The following is a 16,305-nucleotide window of genomic DNA, read 5'->3' as shown; positions in this document are numbered from 1 at the left end:
CGTACCCGGGCGGGCCGTCTCGACGGCGCCCGCCCGGCTGCGGAACCGGGGACGGGCGCGACTGTCTCCGGGATCATACCGATGTGGTGCTAGTGCGGCCAGCACCCGATGAGCCGAAGCAGGTGGCTTGCTATAGTGCCAGCACCCGCGGTCCCCGCGACCGCTCGCCCGTCATGCCGAAAACAGTGTGGCGGGCGGCCAGCGCAACAACCCGGAGGTCTTGTGAGTCGTCATTTCGGTTGGATCGTGACCCTGATCGTGCTGGGCATCCTGTTGCTGCTGGTGATGGTCCAGATCGACCGCCAGTGGCAGCGCATGGCCTCCATGCAGAACACCATGAGCGAGCAGGCTCGGGACCTGCGGGCGCTGCGGCGCAGCCTGCAGGGGCTGGAGTCGGACCTGGCCTCGGGACGTTTCGCCGGCATGGAGGCCGAGCAGGCCCCGCGGGCGGACGCGGTCCCGTCGGCCTTCCGCCGCGCGGCACGGGCCGCGGAGCAGGAGGACTACGCCGAGGGTGACTGGCTGGTGCAGGCCTTTGGCACGGGGCTCGCGACCATTACGCCGTATGTGTCCTCGGATGCCTATGCCTCCGAGGTGCAGAACTATGTGCTGGAGTCGCTGGTGGTTCGCGATCCGGACACCCTGGAATGGCAGGGTCTGCTGGCCGAGTCCTGGGAATTCGACGACAGCGGGACGGAGCTGACCTTCCGCCTGCGTTCGGGGCCGCAGTTTTCCGATGGCGAGCCACTGACCGCGGAGGATGTCGAGTTCACCTTCGATTTCCTGATGACCGACGCCATCGCGGTGCCGCGGGCGCGTGCCTTCCTGGAGAAGGTCGAGGCCGTGGAGGCCGTGGACGAACGCACCGTGCGCTTCGTGTTCGAGGAACCGTTCTTCGATGCGATGCGGGTGGCCGGGGGCCTCGATGTGCTGCCGAAGCACTTCTACGAGCGCTACCTGGAGGACCCCGAGACCTTCAACGAGTCGCGCGGCATCCTGCTAGGATCCGGCCCCTACCGGCTGGAGGACCCGACCGGCTGGACGCCGGACGCCGGGCGCATCGAGCTGGAGCGCAACCCGCGCTACTGGGGCCCGATCGAGCCGCCATTGGATCGCCTGGTCTGGCGCGTAATCCAGAACGACAGCGCGCGCCTGACCACCTTCCGCAACCGGGATATCGATGTCTACGGCGCGCGGCCGCGTGAATACGCCCGGCTACGTGACGACGAGGCGCTGCGCGAACGCGCGGACACCCACGAGTACATGAGTCCGACGGCGGGCTATTCCTATATCGCCTGGAATCAGCAGCGCAACGGCGAGCCAACGCGCTTCGCCGATCCGCGGGTGCGCAAGGCGATGAGCTACCTGACGGACGTCGACCGGCTGATCGAGGAGGTCATGCTGGGGTATGCCGAGCGGGCGATCTCGCCGTTCTCGCCGCGCAGCGATCAGCACAATCCGGATCTCGAACCCATCCCCTTTGATGTCGAGCGGGCCCTGGAGCTGCTCGCCGAGGCCGGCTACCGCGAGCGTAACCGGGACGGCGTGCTGGTCAACGAGGACGGGGAGCCGTTCTCCTTCGAACTGGCGTATTTCCAGGACAATGAGGACACCCGACGGATCGCTCTGTTCCTGCGCGATCTCTATGCGCGTGCCGGAGTGGAGATGCGACCCCAGCCGACCGAGTGGTCGGTGATGCTGGAAAAGCTCAGTCGCCAGGACTTCGACGCCATCACGCTGGGCTGGACCAGTGGCGTCGAGGTGGATATCTACCAGATGTTCCACTCCAGCCAGACCGTTTCCGGCGGCGACAACTTTATCCACTACCAGAACCCCGAGCTGGACGCGATCATCGAGGCGGCCCGCGGCGAGGTGGACGAGCCGGCGCGCATGGAGCTGTGGCGCGAGGCCGAGCGCATCCTGCACGAGGACCAGCCCTACACCTTCCTGATGCGGCGCCAGACGCTGGCCTTCATCGACCGGCGCATCCAGAACCTGGAACAGACCGCGCTGGGGCTGAACCTCGGGGCGGTGCCGCTGGAGATCTACGTGCCCTTCGAACTCCAGCGCTACGGGCAGTAGTCGCCCATGGGCCACGCAGTGGAATCGATCGGCAGGCGGCGCGCGGGATGCTGACCTATATCCTGCGCCGCATGATCCTGATGGTGCCGACCCTGTTCGGCATCACCGTGGTCGTGTTCGCGGTGATGGCGGCGGCGCCCGGGGGCATCAGCGCCCTGACCCTGGTGGAGGGGCAGGGCCTGGAGCCGCAGGCGCAGAAGGCGATGGAGGAGTACTACAACCGCCTCTACGGCCTGGATCAACCGGCGCCGGTGCAGTTCGGGCGCTGGCTCAACAACATCTCGCCGATCGGATTCGCCCAGGACGCGGACGGTTCGCTGACCGGATGGCCGCACTTCAAGGCGCCCAACCTGGGGACCAGTTTTCGCTACGGCCGCCCGGTGGTCGACCTGATCGCGGAGCGGTTGCCGATTACGCTGCTGCTGAACGTGCTGTCGATCCCGCTGATCTACATCGTCGCGGTGGCCGTGGGGGTGCGCGCGGCCACCCAGCACGGCCAGGCCTTCGACTCGCAATCCGGCGTGGTGTTGCTGGCGCTGTGGTCGGTGCCGACCATGCTGGCGGGCGTGCTGCTGATCGGCTTCTTCGCCTCCGACCAGTTCTGGCAGTGGTTTCCCACCGGGGGCATCAGCCAGCGCGCGGCACTGGACATGACCTTCCTGCCGACGGTGGAGGTGGTGTGGGCCCTGCCGCTGCTGCTGGTCCTGCCGTTTCTGGGCGCGGCCCTGGGGATCTACCTGGCGCGAACCCTGCCGGCGCGGATCCGTGGCGGGCTCGGGGCCGTGCTCGGGGCCCTGTGTGGCTGGCTGATGTTCCGCGACCTGGCCGTTGCCGGGACGGTCAGTACCGGGGTCGCCATGGGGGTCGGCGCCGCGGTCGGCTGGCTGATGGCGCACAGTGACTGGGGGGTGCTGCGCGGCTTCTATCTGGGCACGCTGGGGCTGGGCGCGGGGCTTGCGCTGGCCCTCGGACTGGCGCCGGGCAGCATGGTGCCCGGCTTCCTGCTGGATCGGGCCTGGCACCTGGTGCTGCCGGTGCTGTGTCTGTCCTACGGCGGGCTGGCGTTCCTGGCCAAGCTGTCGCGCTCGGCGGTGCTGGAGAACCTGACCTCGGACTATGCGCGCACCGCGCGGGCCAAGGGGGTCGCCGAGCACGACGTGCTGTGGCGCCACGTGTTCCGCAACTCCCTGCTGCCGCTGATCACCGTGTCCGCCACCCTGTTGCCCTCGCTGCTGGCCGGTTCGGTGATCGTGGAGGCGATCTTCTCCATTGACGGCATGGGCAAGCTGGCGGTGGAGGCCGTGCAGACGCGCGACCGCGAACTGGTGCTGTCGATCACCCTGATCTCCGGGGTGCTGACCCTGGTCGGCTACCTGCTGGCGGACCTCGCCTACGCCATCGTCGATCCGCGGGTGAACTATGACTGAGCCGAGCCGCCATCCGGAAACCGGGGGTCGCCGCAGCCGCTCCTGGGCGCGGCGCGTGGTGGGCGAGGTCCTGCTGCGCTGGGGCGCGCGCCTCGGGATTGGCTGGATCGCGCTGCTGACCCTGGTGGCGATCCTCGCGCCGGTGCTGGCGACCTCCCATCCGCTGCTGGTGCAGACCACCGACGGCGAGTGGGCGATGCCCTTCCTGCGCTATCTGACAGCGGCCGACGTGACGCTGTTCGGTCTGCTGGTGCTGGCGCTGGTCTTCTGGCGCCTGCCCGGGCGGCCCTGGCGACGCTTCGGACTGTGGGCCGCGCTGGGCGCGGTGCTGGCCGCGGTGGCCTGGCAGACGGTCTCGCCGCCGTCGCTGGTGATCCACGATCAGTACCGCGAGGCCGAGCGCATGGGCGAATACCAGACGGTGATTCGTGCCCCGATCCCGTATTCGCCGCGCGACTACCTGCGCGACTATGCCGATACCGGCCTGGAGGCCCCGCGCGAGGCGCCGGACCGGGTGCACTGGTTCGGCACTGACGACACCGGTGCGGATGTCCTCTCGCGCATGATCCACGCCTCGCGCATCGCGCTGTCCATCGGCTTCATCGCCACCGGGATCGCGCTGGGGATCGGGGTGATCCTGGGCGGGCTGATGGGCTACTTCTCGGGGATCGTGGACATCATCGGCATGCGCCTGGTGGAGATCTTCGAGGCGATCCCGACGCTGTTCCTGCTGCTGACCTTCGTTGCCTTCTTCGGCCGCTCGCTGTACCTGATGATGCTGATCATCGGCCTGACCTCCTGGTCCGGCTACGCGCGCTATGTGCGCGCGGAGTTCCTGCGCCTGCGCCAGCAGGACTTCGTGCAGGGGGCGATCGCGTCGGGTCTGTCGCTGCCGTCGATCCTGTTCCGGCACATGCTGCCGAACGGGATCGCGCCGATCCTGGTGGCAGCCAGTTTCGGGGTCGCCTCGGCCATCCTCGCCGAGGCGACGCTGTCGTTCCTCGGCCTGGGTCTGGTGGATGATCCCTCCTGGGGGCAGATGCTGAACCAGGCGGTACAGAGTTCCACCTTCAACTGGTGGATGGCGGCCTTCCCCGGCGGGGCGATCTTCCTGACGGTGTTCGCCTACAACCTGATCGGCGAGGCCCTGCGCGACGCCGTGGACCCGCACGCGCGCTCGGCCGCGCGCAGTGCCAATCGCGATGCCGGCGCGCGTCCGGCGGCCGGTGCCACCAGCGCGACCAGCGGCGGGGTGCGCTGAACATGCTGGAGGTGCGCAACCTGCAGATCCGTCACCGTGACAGCGAGGCACCGCTGGTTGCGGAGGCGAGCTTCGCCATCCGCGGTGGCGAACTGTTCGCGCTGGTCGGGGAGTCGGGTTCCGGCAAGTCGATCACCGCGCTGGCGATCATGCGCCTGCTGGACGAGGGCTTCGAGCGCCCCACGGGCGAGGTCTGGCTGGCCGGGCGCGAGGGACGCCAGGAACTGCTGGGGCTGCCAGCCCCGGCGATGCAGCAGGTACGCGGCGACCGAGTGGGGATGATCTTCCAGGAGCCGATGACTTCGCTGAATCCGGTGCTGACCGTGGGCGATCAGATCGAGGAGGTGCTGCGTCTGCACCGCCCCCAGATGAGCCCGGAGCAGCGCGCCGCGCGCACGCTGGAGGTGCTGCGCGAGGTGCAGCTGCCGAACCCCGAACAGCGCCGCGACGAGTATCCGCACAAGCTCTCCGGCGGGCAGCGCCAGCGGGTAATGATCGCGATGGCGCTGGTGGCGGAGCCGGACCTGCTGATCGCGGACGAGCCGACTACCGCGCTGGACGTGACCATCCAGGCCGAGATCCTGAAGCTGATCGACCGCCTGCGCGAGAAGAACGGCATGGCGGTGCTGCTGATCACCCACGACTTCGGGGTGGTGGCCTCGGTGGCCGACCGGGTGGCGGTGATGCGCGAGGGGCGGCTGGTGGAGCAGGGCGAGTGCCTGCCGTTGTTGCGCGACCCGCAGGATGCTTATACGCGCAAGCTGATCCAGGCCCTGCCGGAGAATCTGCCCCCGCTGCCGCCGGTGCCGGGCGCCGGACGCAATGCGCTGCTGCAGGTCTCCGGGCTGCAGGTGCACTTCCCGGTGCTCAAGGGGCTGATGCGCCGCCAGGTCGACGTGGTGCGCGCGGTGGACGATGTCAGTTTCGAGCTGGAGAACGGCGAGGTGCTGGCGGTGGTCGGCGAATCCGGCTGTGGCAAGACCACCCTGGGCCGGGCCATCCTGCGCCTGGTGGAACCGACCGGTGGCGAGGTCCGCTACCGCGGCGAGTCGCTGACCCGCATGCCGCGCAAGCCCCTGCGCCGACTGCGGCGCCACCTGCAGGTGGTGTTCCAGGACCCGGCCTCGTCCCTGAATCCGCGCCTGAACGTGCTGACGCTGCTGACCGAGCCGATGGCGGTGCACGGCATCGGGGCGGACGTGGACGAACGCATCGCCCTGGCCGGGCAGGTCCTGCAGCAGGTGGCGCTGCCGGAAGATACCCTGTGGCGCTATCCGCACGAGTTCTCCGGCGGTCAGCGCCAGCGCATCGCGATCGCGCGGGCCCTGGTGCTGGATCCGGACGTGATCATCTGCGACGAGGTCACCAGTGCGCTGGACGTGTCGGTGCAGGCCGAGGTGCTGCAGATCCTCGCCCGGCTGCGGGCCGAGCGGCGTCTGGCGATGATCTTCATCACCCACGACATGGGCGTGGTCGAGTACTTCTCCGATCGCATGCTGGTGATGCACGACGGGCGCATGGAAGAGATCGGCGCCACCGCGGAGGTGCTGGCCAGTCCGAAGGCCGAGTACACCCGCCACCTGCTGGACGCCGTGCCCCGCGTCTCGCGCTACCTCTGAACCGGGCGAGCCGGCGGCAATGTGCCTTGGTGCGGTCGTTTTGATTCACCACGAAGTGCACGAAGGCACGAAGAAGGTCAAGGGCATTTTTGCACCACAGAGGAGACCGAGTGCACGGAGAAGACCAAGGGCGGTTTGTAGTGGGCTGGCAATCGGTCTTGTCCTGGGTGATATCCAGGCTCTCCGCTTCTCGAGGGTTGGTATGACCGCGATCACACTCCATACCAGAAGAAACCTTCGCGAGCTTCCTGTCTTCCTGTGACCCGCCCTTCTCCGTGTCCTCCGTGCCCTCTGTGGTAAAAAAGCCTTTCGCGGCCTCCAGGCCACAGCGGGCGGCTATTTCTGGCAGGTGGGGCAGTAGCTGCTGGCGCGCTGGCCGATGCGGCGGGTGCGCAGTACATCGGCGCAGACGTGGCAGGGTTCCCCGGCGCGGCCGTAGACGTGCAGGGACTGGCGGAAGTAGCCGTGGGTACCGTCCTCGCGGAGGAAGTCGCGCAGGGTGGTCCCGCCCTGCTCGATGGCCTCGGCCAGTACGGCCTTGATGTGTGCGGCCAGGCGCTGGTATTCCGCGCGGGTGACCCGGCCGGCCGCGCGACCGGGCCGGATGCCGGCGAGGAACAGGGCCTCGGTGGCGTAGATGTTGCCGACCCCGACCACAATGGCCTGGTCCATGATGAAGGCCTTCACCGGGCCACGGCGGCCGCGGCTGCGCAGGAAGAGGGTGTCGCCATCGAATGCGGGGTCCAGGGGTTCCGGGCCGAGCTCAGCCAGGAGCGGATGCGGGGTGCCGTCGTCTGGTAGCGGCAGACAGCAGCCGAAGCGGCGCGGGTCATGCAGTCGGACCTGATAGCCGTTGTCGAGGTGAACGATCAGGTGGTCGTGGCGTCGCAGTGGTGTCTCCGGCGGGCAGTGGCGCAGGCTGCCGGACATCCCCAGGTGCAGCAGCACGCCGGCGCGATCCGTCTCCAGCAGGAGATACTTGGCCCGGCGGGCCAGTCGGTGGACCTGCGCGTCGGCCAGCCGCGTGGTCAGGTCTTCGGGGACGGGCCAGCGCAGGCGTGGCTCGCGGACCTCGAAGGCGGTGATGCGGCGCTCGGCCAGCAGGGGTCCCAGACCGCGTCGGGTGGTCTCGACCTCGGGCAGTTCAGGCATGCACGCCCTCGATCTCCAGCAGCAGCTCGCGGCGGCAGATGTCGCCGCGCACCCACTGCACGATCGGACCCGGGTGGGCCGCGTTGTAGTGTTCCGCCAGCACGGCCGCGACCCGGGGGCGGTCCTCCGGGCGGCGCAGGTAGACACGCAACCAGGACGGCCGGGGCAGCTTGCGCCCGGCGGTATTGTGCAGGGCCTGGAGGTTGGCGAGGGTCTCGCGCGTCTGGGCCACCACGTCGTCCGGGTGCCGGCTCTCGTGGCCGACGATGCTGGCGGTGCCGGAGAGCAGGATCAGCGGGCCGTCGGCCGTATCCAGTCGTGTGGCGCGGGCAAAGGTCGGGCTCTTCGGGCTGTAGCGCGCTGGGTAGTGGTAGGCGCTGACCTGGCGCGGGTTCTCCAGCGGTTTCGCCGGTGTCCGGGTGGCGATCAGGTAGATCACCAGCTGGCGCCGGTCGCCACCGATCGCGGTGGCGGCCGGCATGCTGGCCAGCGGGACCTGCAGAGCCTCCAGGGCGGCGGCGCGCCCGACACAGAACGCCTGGTAGCGTTCCAGTCCGTCCTCTTCGCCGTGGATATCGCCGAAGAAGTTCCAGATGCGCGCCAGGTGTTCGTAGCCGCGCGTGCGGCAGGCGGCCAGCAGCGACTGGTAGGCCTGTTCGGTCTGCTCCCGCAGCCCGTGGTCCGGGCCGGTCCAGCTCGCAAACAGCACATCGTCGTGTTCCAGCAGGTACACGGGGCCCTCGCGGGAGGAGCGCGGCGTGCCGGGGGCGGTCCAGTATTCGACATAGTCATCCGGCGCCAGGGGGCTCAGTCCCGGATGGATCTCGAGGGTGCCGCGCGCGGCCTCGATCCCTGCGGGCTCGCGCAGCCGGATCCGCAACCCCGTGTCGGGGCCTGTCGCGGCTTCCGGCATCAGCTGGCTGCGCAGGGTGAGGGTCATCGTCTAGGGCTCCGCCAGGGATGCGAGAAGGTCCTCGGTCCAGCGTACGGCTTCCAGGTAGAGCCGGCTGGAGACCGGCGCGGGGACGGGGGCATTCTCGCTGTCGGGCGGCAGCGCCGGGCCCTCGAAGGCGGCGATGGTCGCCAGCAGCGGCGCCAGCGGGCCGCTCCCCTCCAGCAGTGCCTGTTCCATCTCCGTGGACAGGTGGAGTTCGCCGAGGATGCGCCGCAGCGGCACACCCAGCACTCGGTCCAGGCCGGACAGCATGCCGAGCGTGAAGTAGCGCTCGCATTCCTCCGGGGGCAGGCCCAGGGCGCGGGCCATCAGCATGCCCATGCGGGCGCGGATCATGACCTGTTCGAGACCGTGGCTCTGGCCGTCGGCGCCGCGCAGGACCATCAGCATCGCCAGGCGCTTGATTCGCCCCTGGCCCAGCCGCAGGATCGCGTCGTACAGGGAGTCCGTGGCCCGCCGGCCCCGGTAGGCTGGGCTGTTGGCGAGGCGCAGCAGCTGGATCGCCAGCCCCGGTTCGGCGGCGATCAGGCTCTCCAGTTCGGCCGGCGTGGGGTCGGGTGCCTGCAGGGCCTTCAGCAGGCGGAGCAGGGCGAGCTCCAGGCTCTCCAGGCGCTGCCCCTCGATCACGTGGGGGAAGGACAGGTGAAAGCCCTGGAACAGGCTGAACCCGAGGTGTCGGCAGCGCGCATAGTCCTCGGCGGTCTCGACCTTCTCGGCCAGCAGTTCCACTCCGAAGCCGCGCAGGGTGTCGACTTCCTGCTCCAGGCGTTCGCGGCCCAGGGTCAGCACGTCGAGCTTGACGAGATCGGCCAGCTCGACCAGTTCCGCGTGGCTCTCCTGGAACTGGTAGTCGTCGAGCGCAATGCGAAAGCCCCGGGCCTTCAGGCGGCGCACGGCGGCGACCACTTCGGCGTCGATCTCGACATCCTCAAGGATCTCCAGCACCACCTGCTCCGGTGGCAGGCTGGTGATGACGTCGTGCTCGAGGAAGCCGCGGGTCAGATTGACGAACGCCAGGTGCTCGCCGACGAGATGCTCCAGCCCGATGTCGATAAAGGCGCTGCGCAGGAGATCGGAGGTGGCCAGGTCGCCGTCGGTGACCGAGGCGGTATCCATATGCCCCGCGCGAAAGAGGAGCTCGAAGCCGACCAGGTTCTCCTGATCGTCGAAGATGGGTTGCCGGCCGACAAAAATTGGTTGCATGCTTGCGTCAGGTGAACACGATCAATCACGGATGGGCGGCCACGACGAAGTGCGGCAGGCCGGCTCGGGAGGAACACACGCACCATGGATTCGATTGATGCGCCATTTGGCGAAGTCGTGGAGTTGCGCCAGATCCTGCACGACTCGGGGGTTCCGTTGCTGCGGGTTATTATCCGCGATGGCGAACGTTATACCAAGATCGAACTGGACCCGGCGACCGCGCATCGTTGGGGGCGCGTGATGACGCGCTGGGCGGAGACCGCTGCGGAGGGCAGCGCGGCATCCGGGAAGGGTGGTCAGCCGGATCCGGTCTGAGGATGGGCCCCGGGTGCGCGTTGCGGTGCATCCGGGGCTTCCGGCCACGCAGACACAAAAAGGGCCCGGCACCGCGTGAGCGGGCCGGGCCCTTTTTCGCCCGGGATCAGGCAATCGTGCCGGGGGGCGCGATTACTTGATCTTGGCTTCCTTGTACATCACATGCTTGCGGACGACGGGATCGAACTTCTTGATCTCCATCTTCTCGGGCATGTTCCGCTTGTTCTTCGACGTGGTGTAGAAGTGGCCGGTGCCGGCGGAGGACACCAGGCGGATCTTGTCGCGTGCGGACTTGGCAGCCATCGTGAAGCCTCCTTAGACCTTTTCACCGCGGGCACGGCAGTCCGCCAGGACCGCGTCGATGCCGCGCTTGTCGATAATGCGCATGCCCTTGCTGCTGACGCGCAGGCGTACGAAACGGTTCTCGCTCTCCACCCAGAAACGGTGGGAGTGCAGATTGGGCAGGAAGCGCCGCCGCGTCTTGCGGTGGGCGTGCGAAACGTTGTTACCGGTCGCCGGGCGCTTGCCGGTCACCTGACATACTCGGGCCATCGGGGGACTCCGGAATTTGGGTCTACCAGAAAGACGGCGGACTATAGCGCAGCCCCGGGGCCGGTGCAAGGGAGAAACGGGTCTGGCGCGGCGCGCTCAGTTGGCCCCGGGGGCGCAGTGGGCTCGGACCCGGGGCGCCACGCCGCATTCGCGGGCCCAGGCAAGCGTTGAGTCCAGCGGCATCGGACGGGCGATGCCGAAGCCCTGGGCCGCGTCGCAGCCCCATTGTTGCAGGGTGTCCAGGGTGGCGGCGTCCTCCGCCCCTTCCGCCACCACCTTCAGCCCGAGGTCGCGGGCGAGACTGATGCTGGCGCGGGTGATCTGCGCATCCACCGCGTGTTCCAGCATCTGGCGCACGAAGGCCTGATCGATCTTGAGGGTGGTGACCGGCATCCGCTTGAGATAGGCCAGCGAGGAGTAGCCGGTGCCGAAGTCGTCGATGGCGAGCGCCAGCCCGGCGGCGGTCAGGCGGTTGAGGGCGGTGATCACCTCGTCCGGATCGGCCATCAGGGCGGTCTCGGTGAACTCGAGCTCCAGGGCGCAGGGGGGCAGGCCGGAGGCGTGTACCTGTTCCAGCAGATCATCGGCGAATGCCGGGTCGAGGAAATTGCGTGCGGAGATGTTGATGCTGACCGGCATGGTCAGGCCGTGCTCGCGCAGGGTGGCGAGGTCCGCGAGGGCCAGGCGCAGGACGCGGCGCGTCAGCTCGTGGATCAGCCCGGTGCGCTCCGCCTGCGGGATGAACTCGCCCGGGGAGATGCGTCCGCGCGTGGGGTGTTCCCAGCGCAGCAGGGCTTCCAGCCCGATCAGTTGCCGGGTCTCCAGGTCCACCTTGGGCTGGTAGTGCAGGTGCAGCTGGCCGTCGTCCAGGGCGCCCTGGAGCTCGCCGAGGAGCTCGACCGTATGCAGGCTGTGGTCGTCGCTGCGCCGGTCATAGCTGCGGTAGCGCCGGCCCGAATGGCTCGCCTGGTGCATGGCCATCCAGGCCCTGGTCAGCAGCCGGGTCGGCTCGTCCTGCTCGTGGAAGGGGAAGGACGAGATCCCCGCGTGGGCCCCGAGATAAACCGGGATGTCGTAGACCTCGAAGGGGGCCTGCAGGGCGTCGATCACCGCCTGGGTTACCGCCAGGGCCTCCTTGCGCCCGCGGTGCGGCAGGATCAGGGCGAAGTGGTCGTCGTGGATATGAAACACGTCGGCCCCGGCAGGACCGGCCACGCCCTGCATGCGGTCGGCAATGCCGCGCAGCAGGGGACGCTCGGCGGCCAGGCCCAGGGCGCTGATGCTGTCCTGGTAGTTGTCCATTTGCAGGCTGATCACGAACACCCGTGTGGCGGCGGCCTGCGGGGCCTCCGCCTGGCGCATCAGCTGCTGGACGTACTGTTCCAGCGACTCGCGGTTGGGCAGGTTGGTTACCGGGTTGGTGTAGGCCTGCTCCAGCAGACGGCCGGAATGCCGCCGCAGGGTGTCGAAGAGCCAGCCGGAGAAGCCGCCCAGCACCACGTAGATGCCCGTGCGCGTGAGCCAGTTCAGGGCGGGCTGGGCCGCCCCGGTGGTGGTGTCCAGGGGCATGAAGGGCCCCAGGGAGACGCTGATTGAATCGCACGTCCGCGCTCGAGTCGCTTTTGCGTGCGAACAAGGCGCGGTGACTGCCGTGCAGTCATTCTGCACAAGGGAGCCGCAACGCCGTGCGCGCGCAAAAGCGACTCGAGCCCCTGATTTCGATGGCTTGTGGGGTTGGTGCCCCCTGTTCCCCGATCCTGCGTTGCGCCGCTTGCGGGTAGAACCACTACCCGCTGCACGCCGCGCCTTGTCTCGGAAAACAGGGGGCGCCAACGCGGACGTGCGATTCAATCAGCGTCTCCCTAGGAGCAGGCCGGCCAGCAGCCCGAAGGCCAGCCCGCCCCACAGGCCGAACAGGGCCGCCCCCAGCAGCACCGGGATCAGGATGAAGTTGAGGTAGGCCGTGGAGGTGCCGCCGGTCTGATAGACCAGCAGGGTGACCAGTGCCATCAGGAGCGTGGCGGCGGCAGTCCCGGCGACCCTCCAGCGCTTGTGGATGCCTTGCGAGCGCCCATGCGACCAGGCGTGGTACGGGGATGCCCCCATTCCGGTTCCTTCGGCTTGCGCCATGATGTCGTGATTCCCTTATAGACGTTTCTCGCGCGGGCGGGGGTATGATCCGGGTCGATGCATCCGGGCGGCGGGTCGCTGTTGCCCGTCGCGGGGGCTTGGTAGCATCCGGGGATGGTACGGACTTTATTCTCCAGGACGGGGCGGCATGGCTGATCGGCGGTTGCAGGTCTTTCTAACGGTTGCGCGCCTGTTGTCCTTCACCCGCGCCGCCGAAGTGCTGCACATGACGCAGCCGGCGGTGACCTTCCAGGTGCGGCAGCTGGAGGAACAGCTGGATACCCGGTTGTTCGATCGCAATCACAATCGGGTCACACTGACCGATGCCGGGCGGCTCGTGCAACGCTATGCCGAGCGCATCTTCGACACCTACGGCGAGCTGGAGGCCGCCCTGCGCGAGCTGAAGGGCGCGAATGGCGGGGCGCTGGTGATCGGGGCCAGTACCACGGTGGCGGAATACATGCTGCCGGCGCTGCTGGGGGCCTTCCGTCGCGAGCATCCGGATATCGGCATCCGCCTGCGGGTGGGCAATACCGAGAGCGTGGTGCTCATGGTCGAGGAGGGCAGCGTGGATCTCGGCATTGTCGAGGCCCCGGTGACCCACCGCAGTCTGCAGGTACAGCCCTGCCTGGTCGATCAGTTGCGCCTGATCGTGCCGCCGGATCACGAACTGGCCACGCGCGAGAGCGTCCGCGTCGCGGACTTCATCGAGCGCCCATTCATATGCCGCGAGGAGGGTTCCGGGACCCGCGAGGTCATCATGGAGTACCTTGGGCGCGCCGGGTACGACCGCAGCAGCCTGCGGGGCTGCATGGAACTGGGCAGTTCGGAGGCGATCAAGGGTGCGGTAGTGGCCCGTATGGGGCTCTCGGTGCTGTCCGAGGCGGTGGTGGCCAAGGAGCTGGAACTGGGCGAACTGGTGGCACTGCCACTGTCACCGCCGCTGGAACGGCCGATCTCCCTGGTGCACGCGCGGCAGAAGTTCCGCGTGCCCACGCTGGAGGTGTTGATGCAGTTCCTGCGCGGATACTGCACGGCAGAGGAAAACCGGGATTGAGGTACGCGGTGCGGTCCGCGATGCCGGGCAACCGCACGGCCGTCATGTGCGTTGTTCGCCGGTCGGAGTGACGCCGCCGCGAGCCGGCCCCGATCCGTGTTTTCCTCGCCCGGACCCGAATACAAAATCAGGATAGACGCGACATGAAGAACTACTGCGTAGTGCAGCATACCTATTCCGAGTTTCTCGGACTGATCGAGTCACAGCTGGAAAAACGCGATATTGGCTTTTCCTACTATCGGCCGTTCGTGGGGCAGGATCTGCCCGGTTCCGCGGCCCAGTTCGACGGGCTGTGGCTGCTGGGCGGCGCCTGGCCGACCGCGGATCACGAGGAGAACCCGCAGGTCCCGGACGAGCTGTCGCTGATCGACATCTTTCGCCGTTCGAAGCGCCCGGTAGTCGGGATCGGCATGGGCGGATTGCTGGTGGCCGAGCAGGCCGGTGGCACCGCGCACGAGGACCCGATGTATCGCGCGCGTTTCGTGACCGCACACAAGACCGCGGCGGGCGAGGGCGACGAACTCGCCGAGGCCCTGGATGGCCGACGGGTGCTGCAACTGGTCAATGGCCGGGTCGACCTGCCGGACGGCGTGCAGCCGGTGCTGGTGGACGACGACGGCGACTGGCTGGCGATCCGGCCGGACGAACTGACCTATGGCATGCTGTTTCGACCCGAGATGAAGCCCGGGATGCTCGAGGACATCATCATGGAGGCGCGTCACAACCCGCCGCCGAACATGGGCGAACTCCTGGGCGAGGCGCGCGTGGAATGGGGCGAGATGCAGAAGGTGACCGAGGACGTGATCGTGGCGCTGGTGAAGGCGCTGGGCCTGATGCAGGAGCGCCGCAAGATGCCGGTATTCAGCCTGAAGATCGAGGACGAGGGATGATCCCTCCACTGGGCATGGGCAGCGATGGCGGTCTGTCGGGAGGCGATCTCGGCTCGGTGCTGGGGGGCGCGCGCAAGAAGGGCCGCGAGGACCCGGCGCGGGCGATCGCCGAGATCGCGGCGCGGCTGTCGCCCGAGGACCAGGCCAGCCTGCTGAAGTTTGCCCGCTTTCTGGAGCAGGAATCGCCGGCCCCCGCACCGGAGCCGGTGCCCGAGCCGGAGCCCATTCCGCGGCCGGAGAGCGAGTCGGTGATCAAGGCCATGCGCCGCCTGTCGGCGACCTACCACATGCTGGATCGCTCCAAGCTGCTGAACGAGACCTCGGCCCTGATGGGACAGCACGTGATGCAGGGGCGTCCGGCGGTGGAGGTGATCGACGAGCTGGAGGTCGTCTTCCGTACCCATTACGAGAAGGCGGTGGCCCAGGACCCGACTCGTTCCGCGGAGGGGGATGACCCGGAGGCGGGAGGAGCGTCGCGATGATCGACATCCTGCGTCAGTGGTACCAGCGTCATTTCACCGATCCGCAGGTGGTGATCCTGGCGTTTCTGCTGCTCGCGGGATTCCTGGTCATCATCTTTGCCGGGCGCATCCTGGCGCCGCTGCTGGCCTCGCTGATCATTGCCTACCTGCTGGAGGGCGCGGTGCGGAGGCTGGTCCTCTGGCACATCCCGCGTATCCTCGCGGTCACCTGCGTGCTGCTGGCCTTTCTGGCACTCACCGTTGCGGCGCTGTTCAGTGTGGTGCCGCTGATGTCGGCCCAGGTCACCCAGCTGGTGCGCGAGCTGCCGGGCATGATCTCGGAGGGCCAGAAGCTGCTGCTGCAGCTGCCCGAGCGCTACCCGCAGCTGATTACCGACGAACAGGTCCTCGAGCTGATGGGGGCGATCCGCGCCGAGGCGACCCTGCTGGGGCAGCGTGTGGTGTCCTTCTCGCTGTCCTCGGCGCGGCACATCGTGGACGTGGTGATCTACCTGATCGTGGTCCCGCTGATGGTGTTCTTCATGCTGAAGGACCGTGACCTGATCCTCGGCTGGGTGCGCGGGTTCATGCCCCGGGATACCCACCTGGCCAGCCAGGTGTGGCGCGAGGTGAACCTGAAGATCGCCAGCTACGTGCGCGGCAAGTTCATCGAGATCGTGATCGTCTGGGCGGTCACCTTCCTGACCTTCAACTGGTTCGGGCTGGAATACGCGGTGCTGCTGTCGTTCATGGTGGGCATCTCGGTGATCATCCCGTACATCGGGGCGGCGGTGGTGACCATCCCGGTGGCCGCGGTCGCCTATTTCCAGTTCGGCCTGAGTTCCGAGTTCGCCTGGGTGCTGATCGCCTACGGGGTGATCCAGTTCCTCGACGGCAACGTGCTGGTGCCGCTGCTGTTCTCGGAGGTGGTCAACCTGCACCCGGTGGCGATTATCGCCGCGGTGTTCGTGTTCGGCGGCATCTGGGGGCTCTGGGGGGTGTTCTTCGCCATCCCGCTGGCGACCCTGGTGCATGCGGTGATCAAGTCCTGGCCGCGAGCCCAGCACCCGCCGCCCGAAACCTCGACGGACGGCGAGGCCGGTTCGGCCGAAGCCGTCACCAAGTAGCCCGAAATCCCGGACCTCCGCCGCGCCCGCCCGCGGGCCCGGCGGCTGGTTGGTCCCCATTCGATAACAAGAAG

The 16,305-nt window shown here is 68.1% G+C and carries 15 protein-coding genes and 1 pseudogene; 9 read left to right on the top strand and 7 right to left on the bottom strand.

All coding sequences use genetic code 11. The annotated features are described in order from the left end of the window. Nucleotides 1–222 precede the first annotated feature (222 nt). From D107_RS0109750 to D107_RS0109735, 4 genes are read left to right on the top strand one after another with little or no spacing between them, the layout of a single operon-like run. Complete coding sequence (locus D107_RS0109750; protein ID WP_018881355.1) at nucleotides 223–2,082, top strand: peptide-binding protein; 1,860 nt, start codon at nucleotides 223–225, stop codon at nucleotides 2,080–2,082. Between the two features lie 47 nt (nucleotides 2,083–2,129). Then, nucleotides 2,130–3,509, top strand: coding sequence for an ABC transporter permease (locus D107_RS0109745; protein ID WP_018867491.1), 1,380 nt, complete (start codon nucleotides 2,130–2,132; stop codon nucleotides 3,507–3,509). Continuing rightward, nucleotides 3,502–4,770, top strand: a complete 1,269-nt coding sequence (locus D107_RS0109740; protein WP_018867490.1) for an ABC transporter permease — start codon at nucleotides 3,502–3,504, stop codon at nucleotides 4,768–4,770. Before D107_RS0109745 ends, D107_RS0109740 begins: the two co-directional genes overlap by 8 nt. A 2-nt stretch (nucleotides 4,771–4,772) precedes the next feature. After that, nucleotides 4,773–6,389 carry an ABC transporter ATP-binding protein gene (locus D107_RS0109735; protein WP_018881354.1) on the top strand — a complete coding sequence of 539 codons (1,617 nt, stop codon included), beginning with the start codon at nucleotides 4,773–4,775 and terminating at the stop codon, nucleotides 6,387–6,389. A 336-nt stretch (nucleotides 6,390–6,725) separates the two neighbouring features. On the opposite strand, the gene mutM is transcribed toward D107_RS0109735, so the two are convergent. The 3 genes from mutM to D107_RS0109720 are packed head-to-tail and all read right to left on the bottom strand — an operon-like array spanning nucleotide 6,726 to nucleotide 9,699. Further along, complete coding sequence (mutM, locus tag D107_RS0109730) at nucleotides 6,726–7,541, bottom strand: bifunctional DNA-formamidopyrimidine glycosylase/DNA-(apurinic or apyrimidinic site) lyase (protein ID WP_018881353.1); 816 nt, start codon at nucleotides 7,539–7,541, stop codon at nucleotides 6,726–6,728. Further along, entirely contained in the window at nucleotides 7,534–8,481 is a 948-nt protein-coding gene (locus tag D107_RS0109725) for a hypothetical protein (RefSeq protein WP_018881352.1), read from the bottom strand. The genes mutM and D107_RS0109725 overlap by 8 nt, the downstream gene beginning before the upstream one ends. A 3-nt stretch (nucleotides 8,482–8,484) precedes the next feature. Continuing rightward, on the bottom strand, nucleotides 8,485–9,699 hold the full coding sequence (locus D107_RS0109720) for an EAL and HDOD domain-containing protein (RefSeq protein ID WP_018881351.1): 1,215 nt from the start codon (nucleotides 9,697–9,699) through the stop codon (nucleotides 8,485–8,487). An 84-nt stretch (nucleotides 9,700–9,783) separates the two neighbouring features. Here D107_RS0109720 and D107_RS0109715 point away from each other — a divergent pair, with 84 nt between their 5' ends. Beyond that, nucleotides 9,784–10,014 carry a hypothetical protein gene (locus tag D107_RS0109715; RefSeq protein ID WP_018867485.1) on the top strand — a complete coding sequence of 77 codons (231 nt, stop codon included), beginning with the start codon at nucleotides 9,784–9,786 and terminating at the stop codon, nucleotides 10,012–10,014. A 132-nt stretch (nucleotides 10,015–10,146) separates the two neighbouring features. Here the strand turns inward: D107_RS0109715 and rpmG are convergent, their stop codons facing one another. From rpmG to D107_RS0109695, 4 genes and pseudogenes are all read right to left on the bottom strand, one after another. Beyond that, entirely contained in the window at nucleotides 10,147–10,317 is a 171-nt protein-coding gene (gene rpmG, locus D107_RS0109710; RefSeq protein WP_017941410.1) for a 50S ribosomal protein L33, read from the bottom strand. A 12-nt stretch (nucleotides 10,318–10,329) separates the two neighbouring features. Next, nucleotides 10,330–10,566 (bottom strand): 50S ribosomal protein L28, encoded by a 237-nt coding sequence (gene rpmB / locus D107_RS0109705; protein ID WP_017941409.1) that lies wholly within the window; start codon nucleotides 10,564–10,566, stop codon nucleotides 10,330–10,332. Nucleotides 10,567–10,662: 96 nt separating this feature from the next. Further along, nucleotides 10,663–12,147, bottom strand: a pseudogene (locus D107_RS0109700) (putative bifunctional diguanylate cyclase/phosphodiesterase); the annotation flags it as partial. A gap of 270 nt (nucleotides 12,148–12,417) precedes the next feature. After that, complete coding sequence (locus tag D107_RS0109695) at nucleotides 12,418–12,672, bottom strand: hypothetical protein (protein WP_018881349.1); 255 nt, start codon at nucleotides 12,670–12,672, stop codon at nucleotides 12,418–12,420. Between the two features lie 172 nt (nucleotides 12,673–12,844). Here D107_RS0109695 and D107_RS0109690 point away from each other — a divergent pair, with 172 nt between their 5' ends. The 4 genes from D107_RS0109690 to D107_RS0109675 all read left to right on the top strand — a co-directional run bounded on the left by D107_RS0109690 (nucleotide 12,845) and on the right by D107_RS0109675 (nucleotide 16,231). Then, nucleotides 12,845–13,753, top strand: coding sequence for a LysR family transcriptional regulator (locus D107_RS0109690; protein ID WP_018867482.1), 909 nt, complete (start codon nucleotides 12,845–12,847; stop codon nucleotides 13,751–13,753). Between the two features lie 143 nt (nucleotides 13,754–13,896). Continuing rightward, the gene (locus tag D107_RS0109685) at nucleotides 13,897–14,643 is read left to right on the top strand and encodes a type 1 glutamine amidotransferase (protein ID WP_018867481.1); all 747 of its coding nucleotides are present in this window, start codon (nucleotides 13,897–13,899) and stop codon (nucleotides 14,641–14,643) included. Further along, the gene (locus D107_RS0109680) at nucleotides 14,640–15,125 is read left to right on the top strand and encodes a hypothetical protein (protein WP_026280787.1); all 486 of its coding nucleotides are present in this window, start codon (nucleotides 14,640–14,642) and stop codon (nucleotides 15,123–15,125) included. Before D107_RS0109685 ends, D107_RS0109680 begins: the two co-directional genes overlap by 4 nt. Next, nucleotides 15,122–16,231: an AI-2E family transporter gene (locus tag D107_RS0109675; protein WP_018867479.1), complete on the top strand. Its 1,110-nt coding sequence runs from the start codon at nucleotides 15,122–15,124 to the stop codon at nucleotides 16,229–16,231. The genes D107_RS0109680 and D107_RS0109675 overlap by 4 nt, the downstream gene beginning before the upstream one ends. Nucleotides 16,232–16,305: the final 74 nt, after the last annotated feature.

Origin of the sequence: Thioalkalivibrio sp. ALE30, from assembly GCF_000377465.1 — a bacterium.
In the GTDB taxonomy this organism is placed as follows: Bacteria; Pseudomonadota; Gammaproteobacteria; order Ectothiorhodospirales; family Ectothiorhodospiraceae; genus Thioalkalivibrio.
Note: the sequence above shows the minus strand (reverse complement) of the source record. Positions and strands in the feature narration are given on the sequence as shown.

Bases quoted from the DNA above. Each gene is read 5' to 3' on its own strand.
- D107_RS0109745 (WP_018867491.1), top strand. From the start codon at position 2,130: ATGCTGACCTATATCCTGCGCCGCATGATCCTGATGGTGCCGACCCTG.
- D107_RS0109740 (WP_018867490.1), top strand. From the start codon at position 3,502: ATGACTGAGCCGAGCCGCCATCCGGAAACCGGGGGTCGCCGCAGCCGC.
- D107_RS0109735 (WP_018881354.1), top strand. From the start codon at position 4,773: ATGCTGGAGGTGCGCAACCTGCAGATCCGTCACCGTGACAGCGAGGCA.
- mutM (WP_018881353.1), bottom strand. From the start codon at position 7,541: ATGCCTGAACTGCCCGAGGTCGAGACCACCCGACGCGGTCTGGGACCC.
- D107_RS0109725 (WP_018881352.1), bottom strand. From the start codon at position 8,481: ATGACCCTCACCCTGCGCAGCCAGCTGATGCCGGAAGCCGCGACAGGC.
- D107_RS0109720 (WP_018881351.1), bottom strand. From the start codon at position 9,699: ATGCAACCAATTTTTGTCGGCCGGCAACCCATCTTCGACGATCAGGAG.
- D107_RS0109715 (WP_018867485.1), top strand. From the start codon at position 9,784: ATGGATTCGATTGATGCGCCATTTGGCGAAGTCGTGGAGTTGCGCCAG.
- rpmG (WP_017941410.1), bottom strand. From the start codon at position 10,317: ATGGCTGCCAAGTCCGCACGCGACAAGATCCGCCTGGTGTCCTCCGCC.
- rpmB (WP_017941409.1), bottom strand. From the start codon at position 10,566: ATGGCCCGAGTATGTCAGGTGACCGGCAAGCGCCCGGCGACCGGTAAC.
- D107_RS0109695 (WP_018881349.1), bottom strand. From the start codon at position 12,672: ATGGGGGCATCCCCGTACCACGCCTGGTCGCATGGGCGCTCGCAAGGC.
- D107_RS0109690 (WP_018867482.1), top strand. From the start codon at position 12,845: ATGGCTGATCGGCGGTTGCAGGTCTTTCTAACGGTTGCGCGCCTGTTG.
- D107_RS0109685 (WP_018867481.1), top strand. From the start codon at position 13,897: ATGAAGAACTACTGCGTAGTGCAGCATACCTATTCCGAGTTTCTCGGA.
- D107_RS0109680 (WP_026280787.1), top strand. From the start codon at position 14,640: ATGATCCCTCCACTGGGCATGGGCAGCGATGGCGGTCTGTCGGGAGGC.
- D107_RS0109675 (WP_018867479.1), top strand. From the start codon at position 15,122: ATGATCGACATCCTGCGTCAGTGGTACCAGCGTCATTTCACCGATCCG.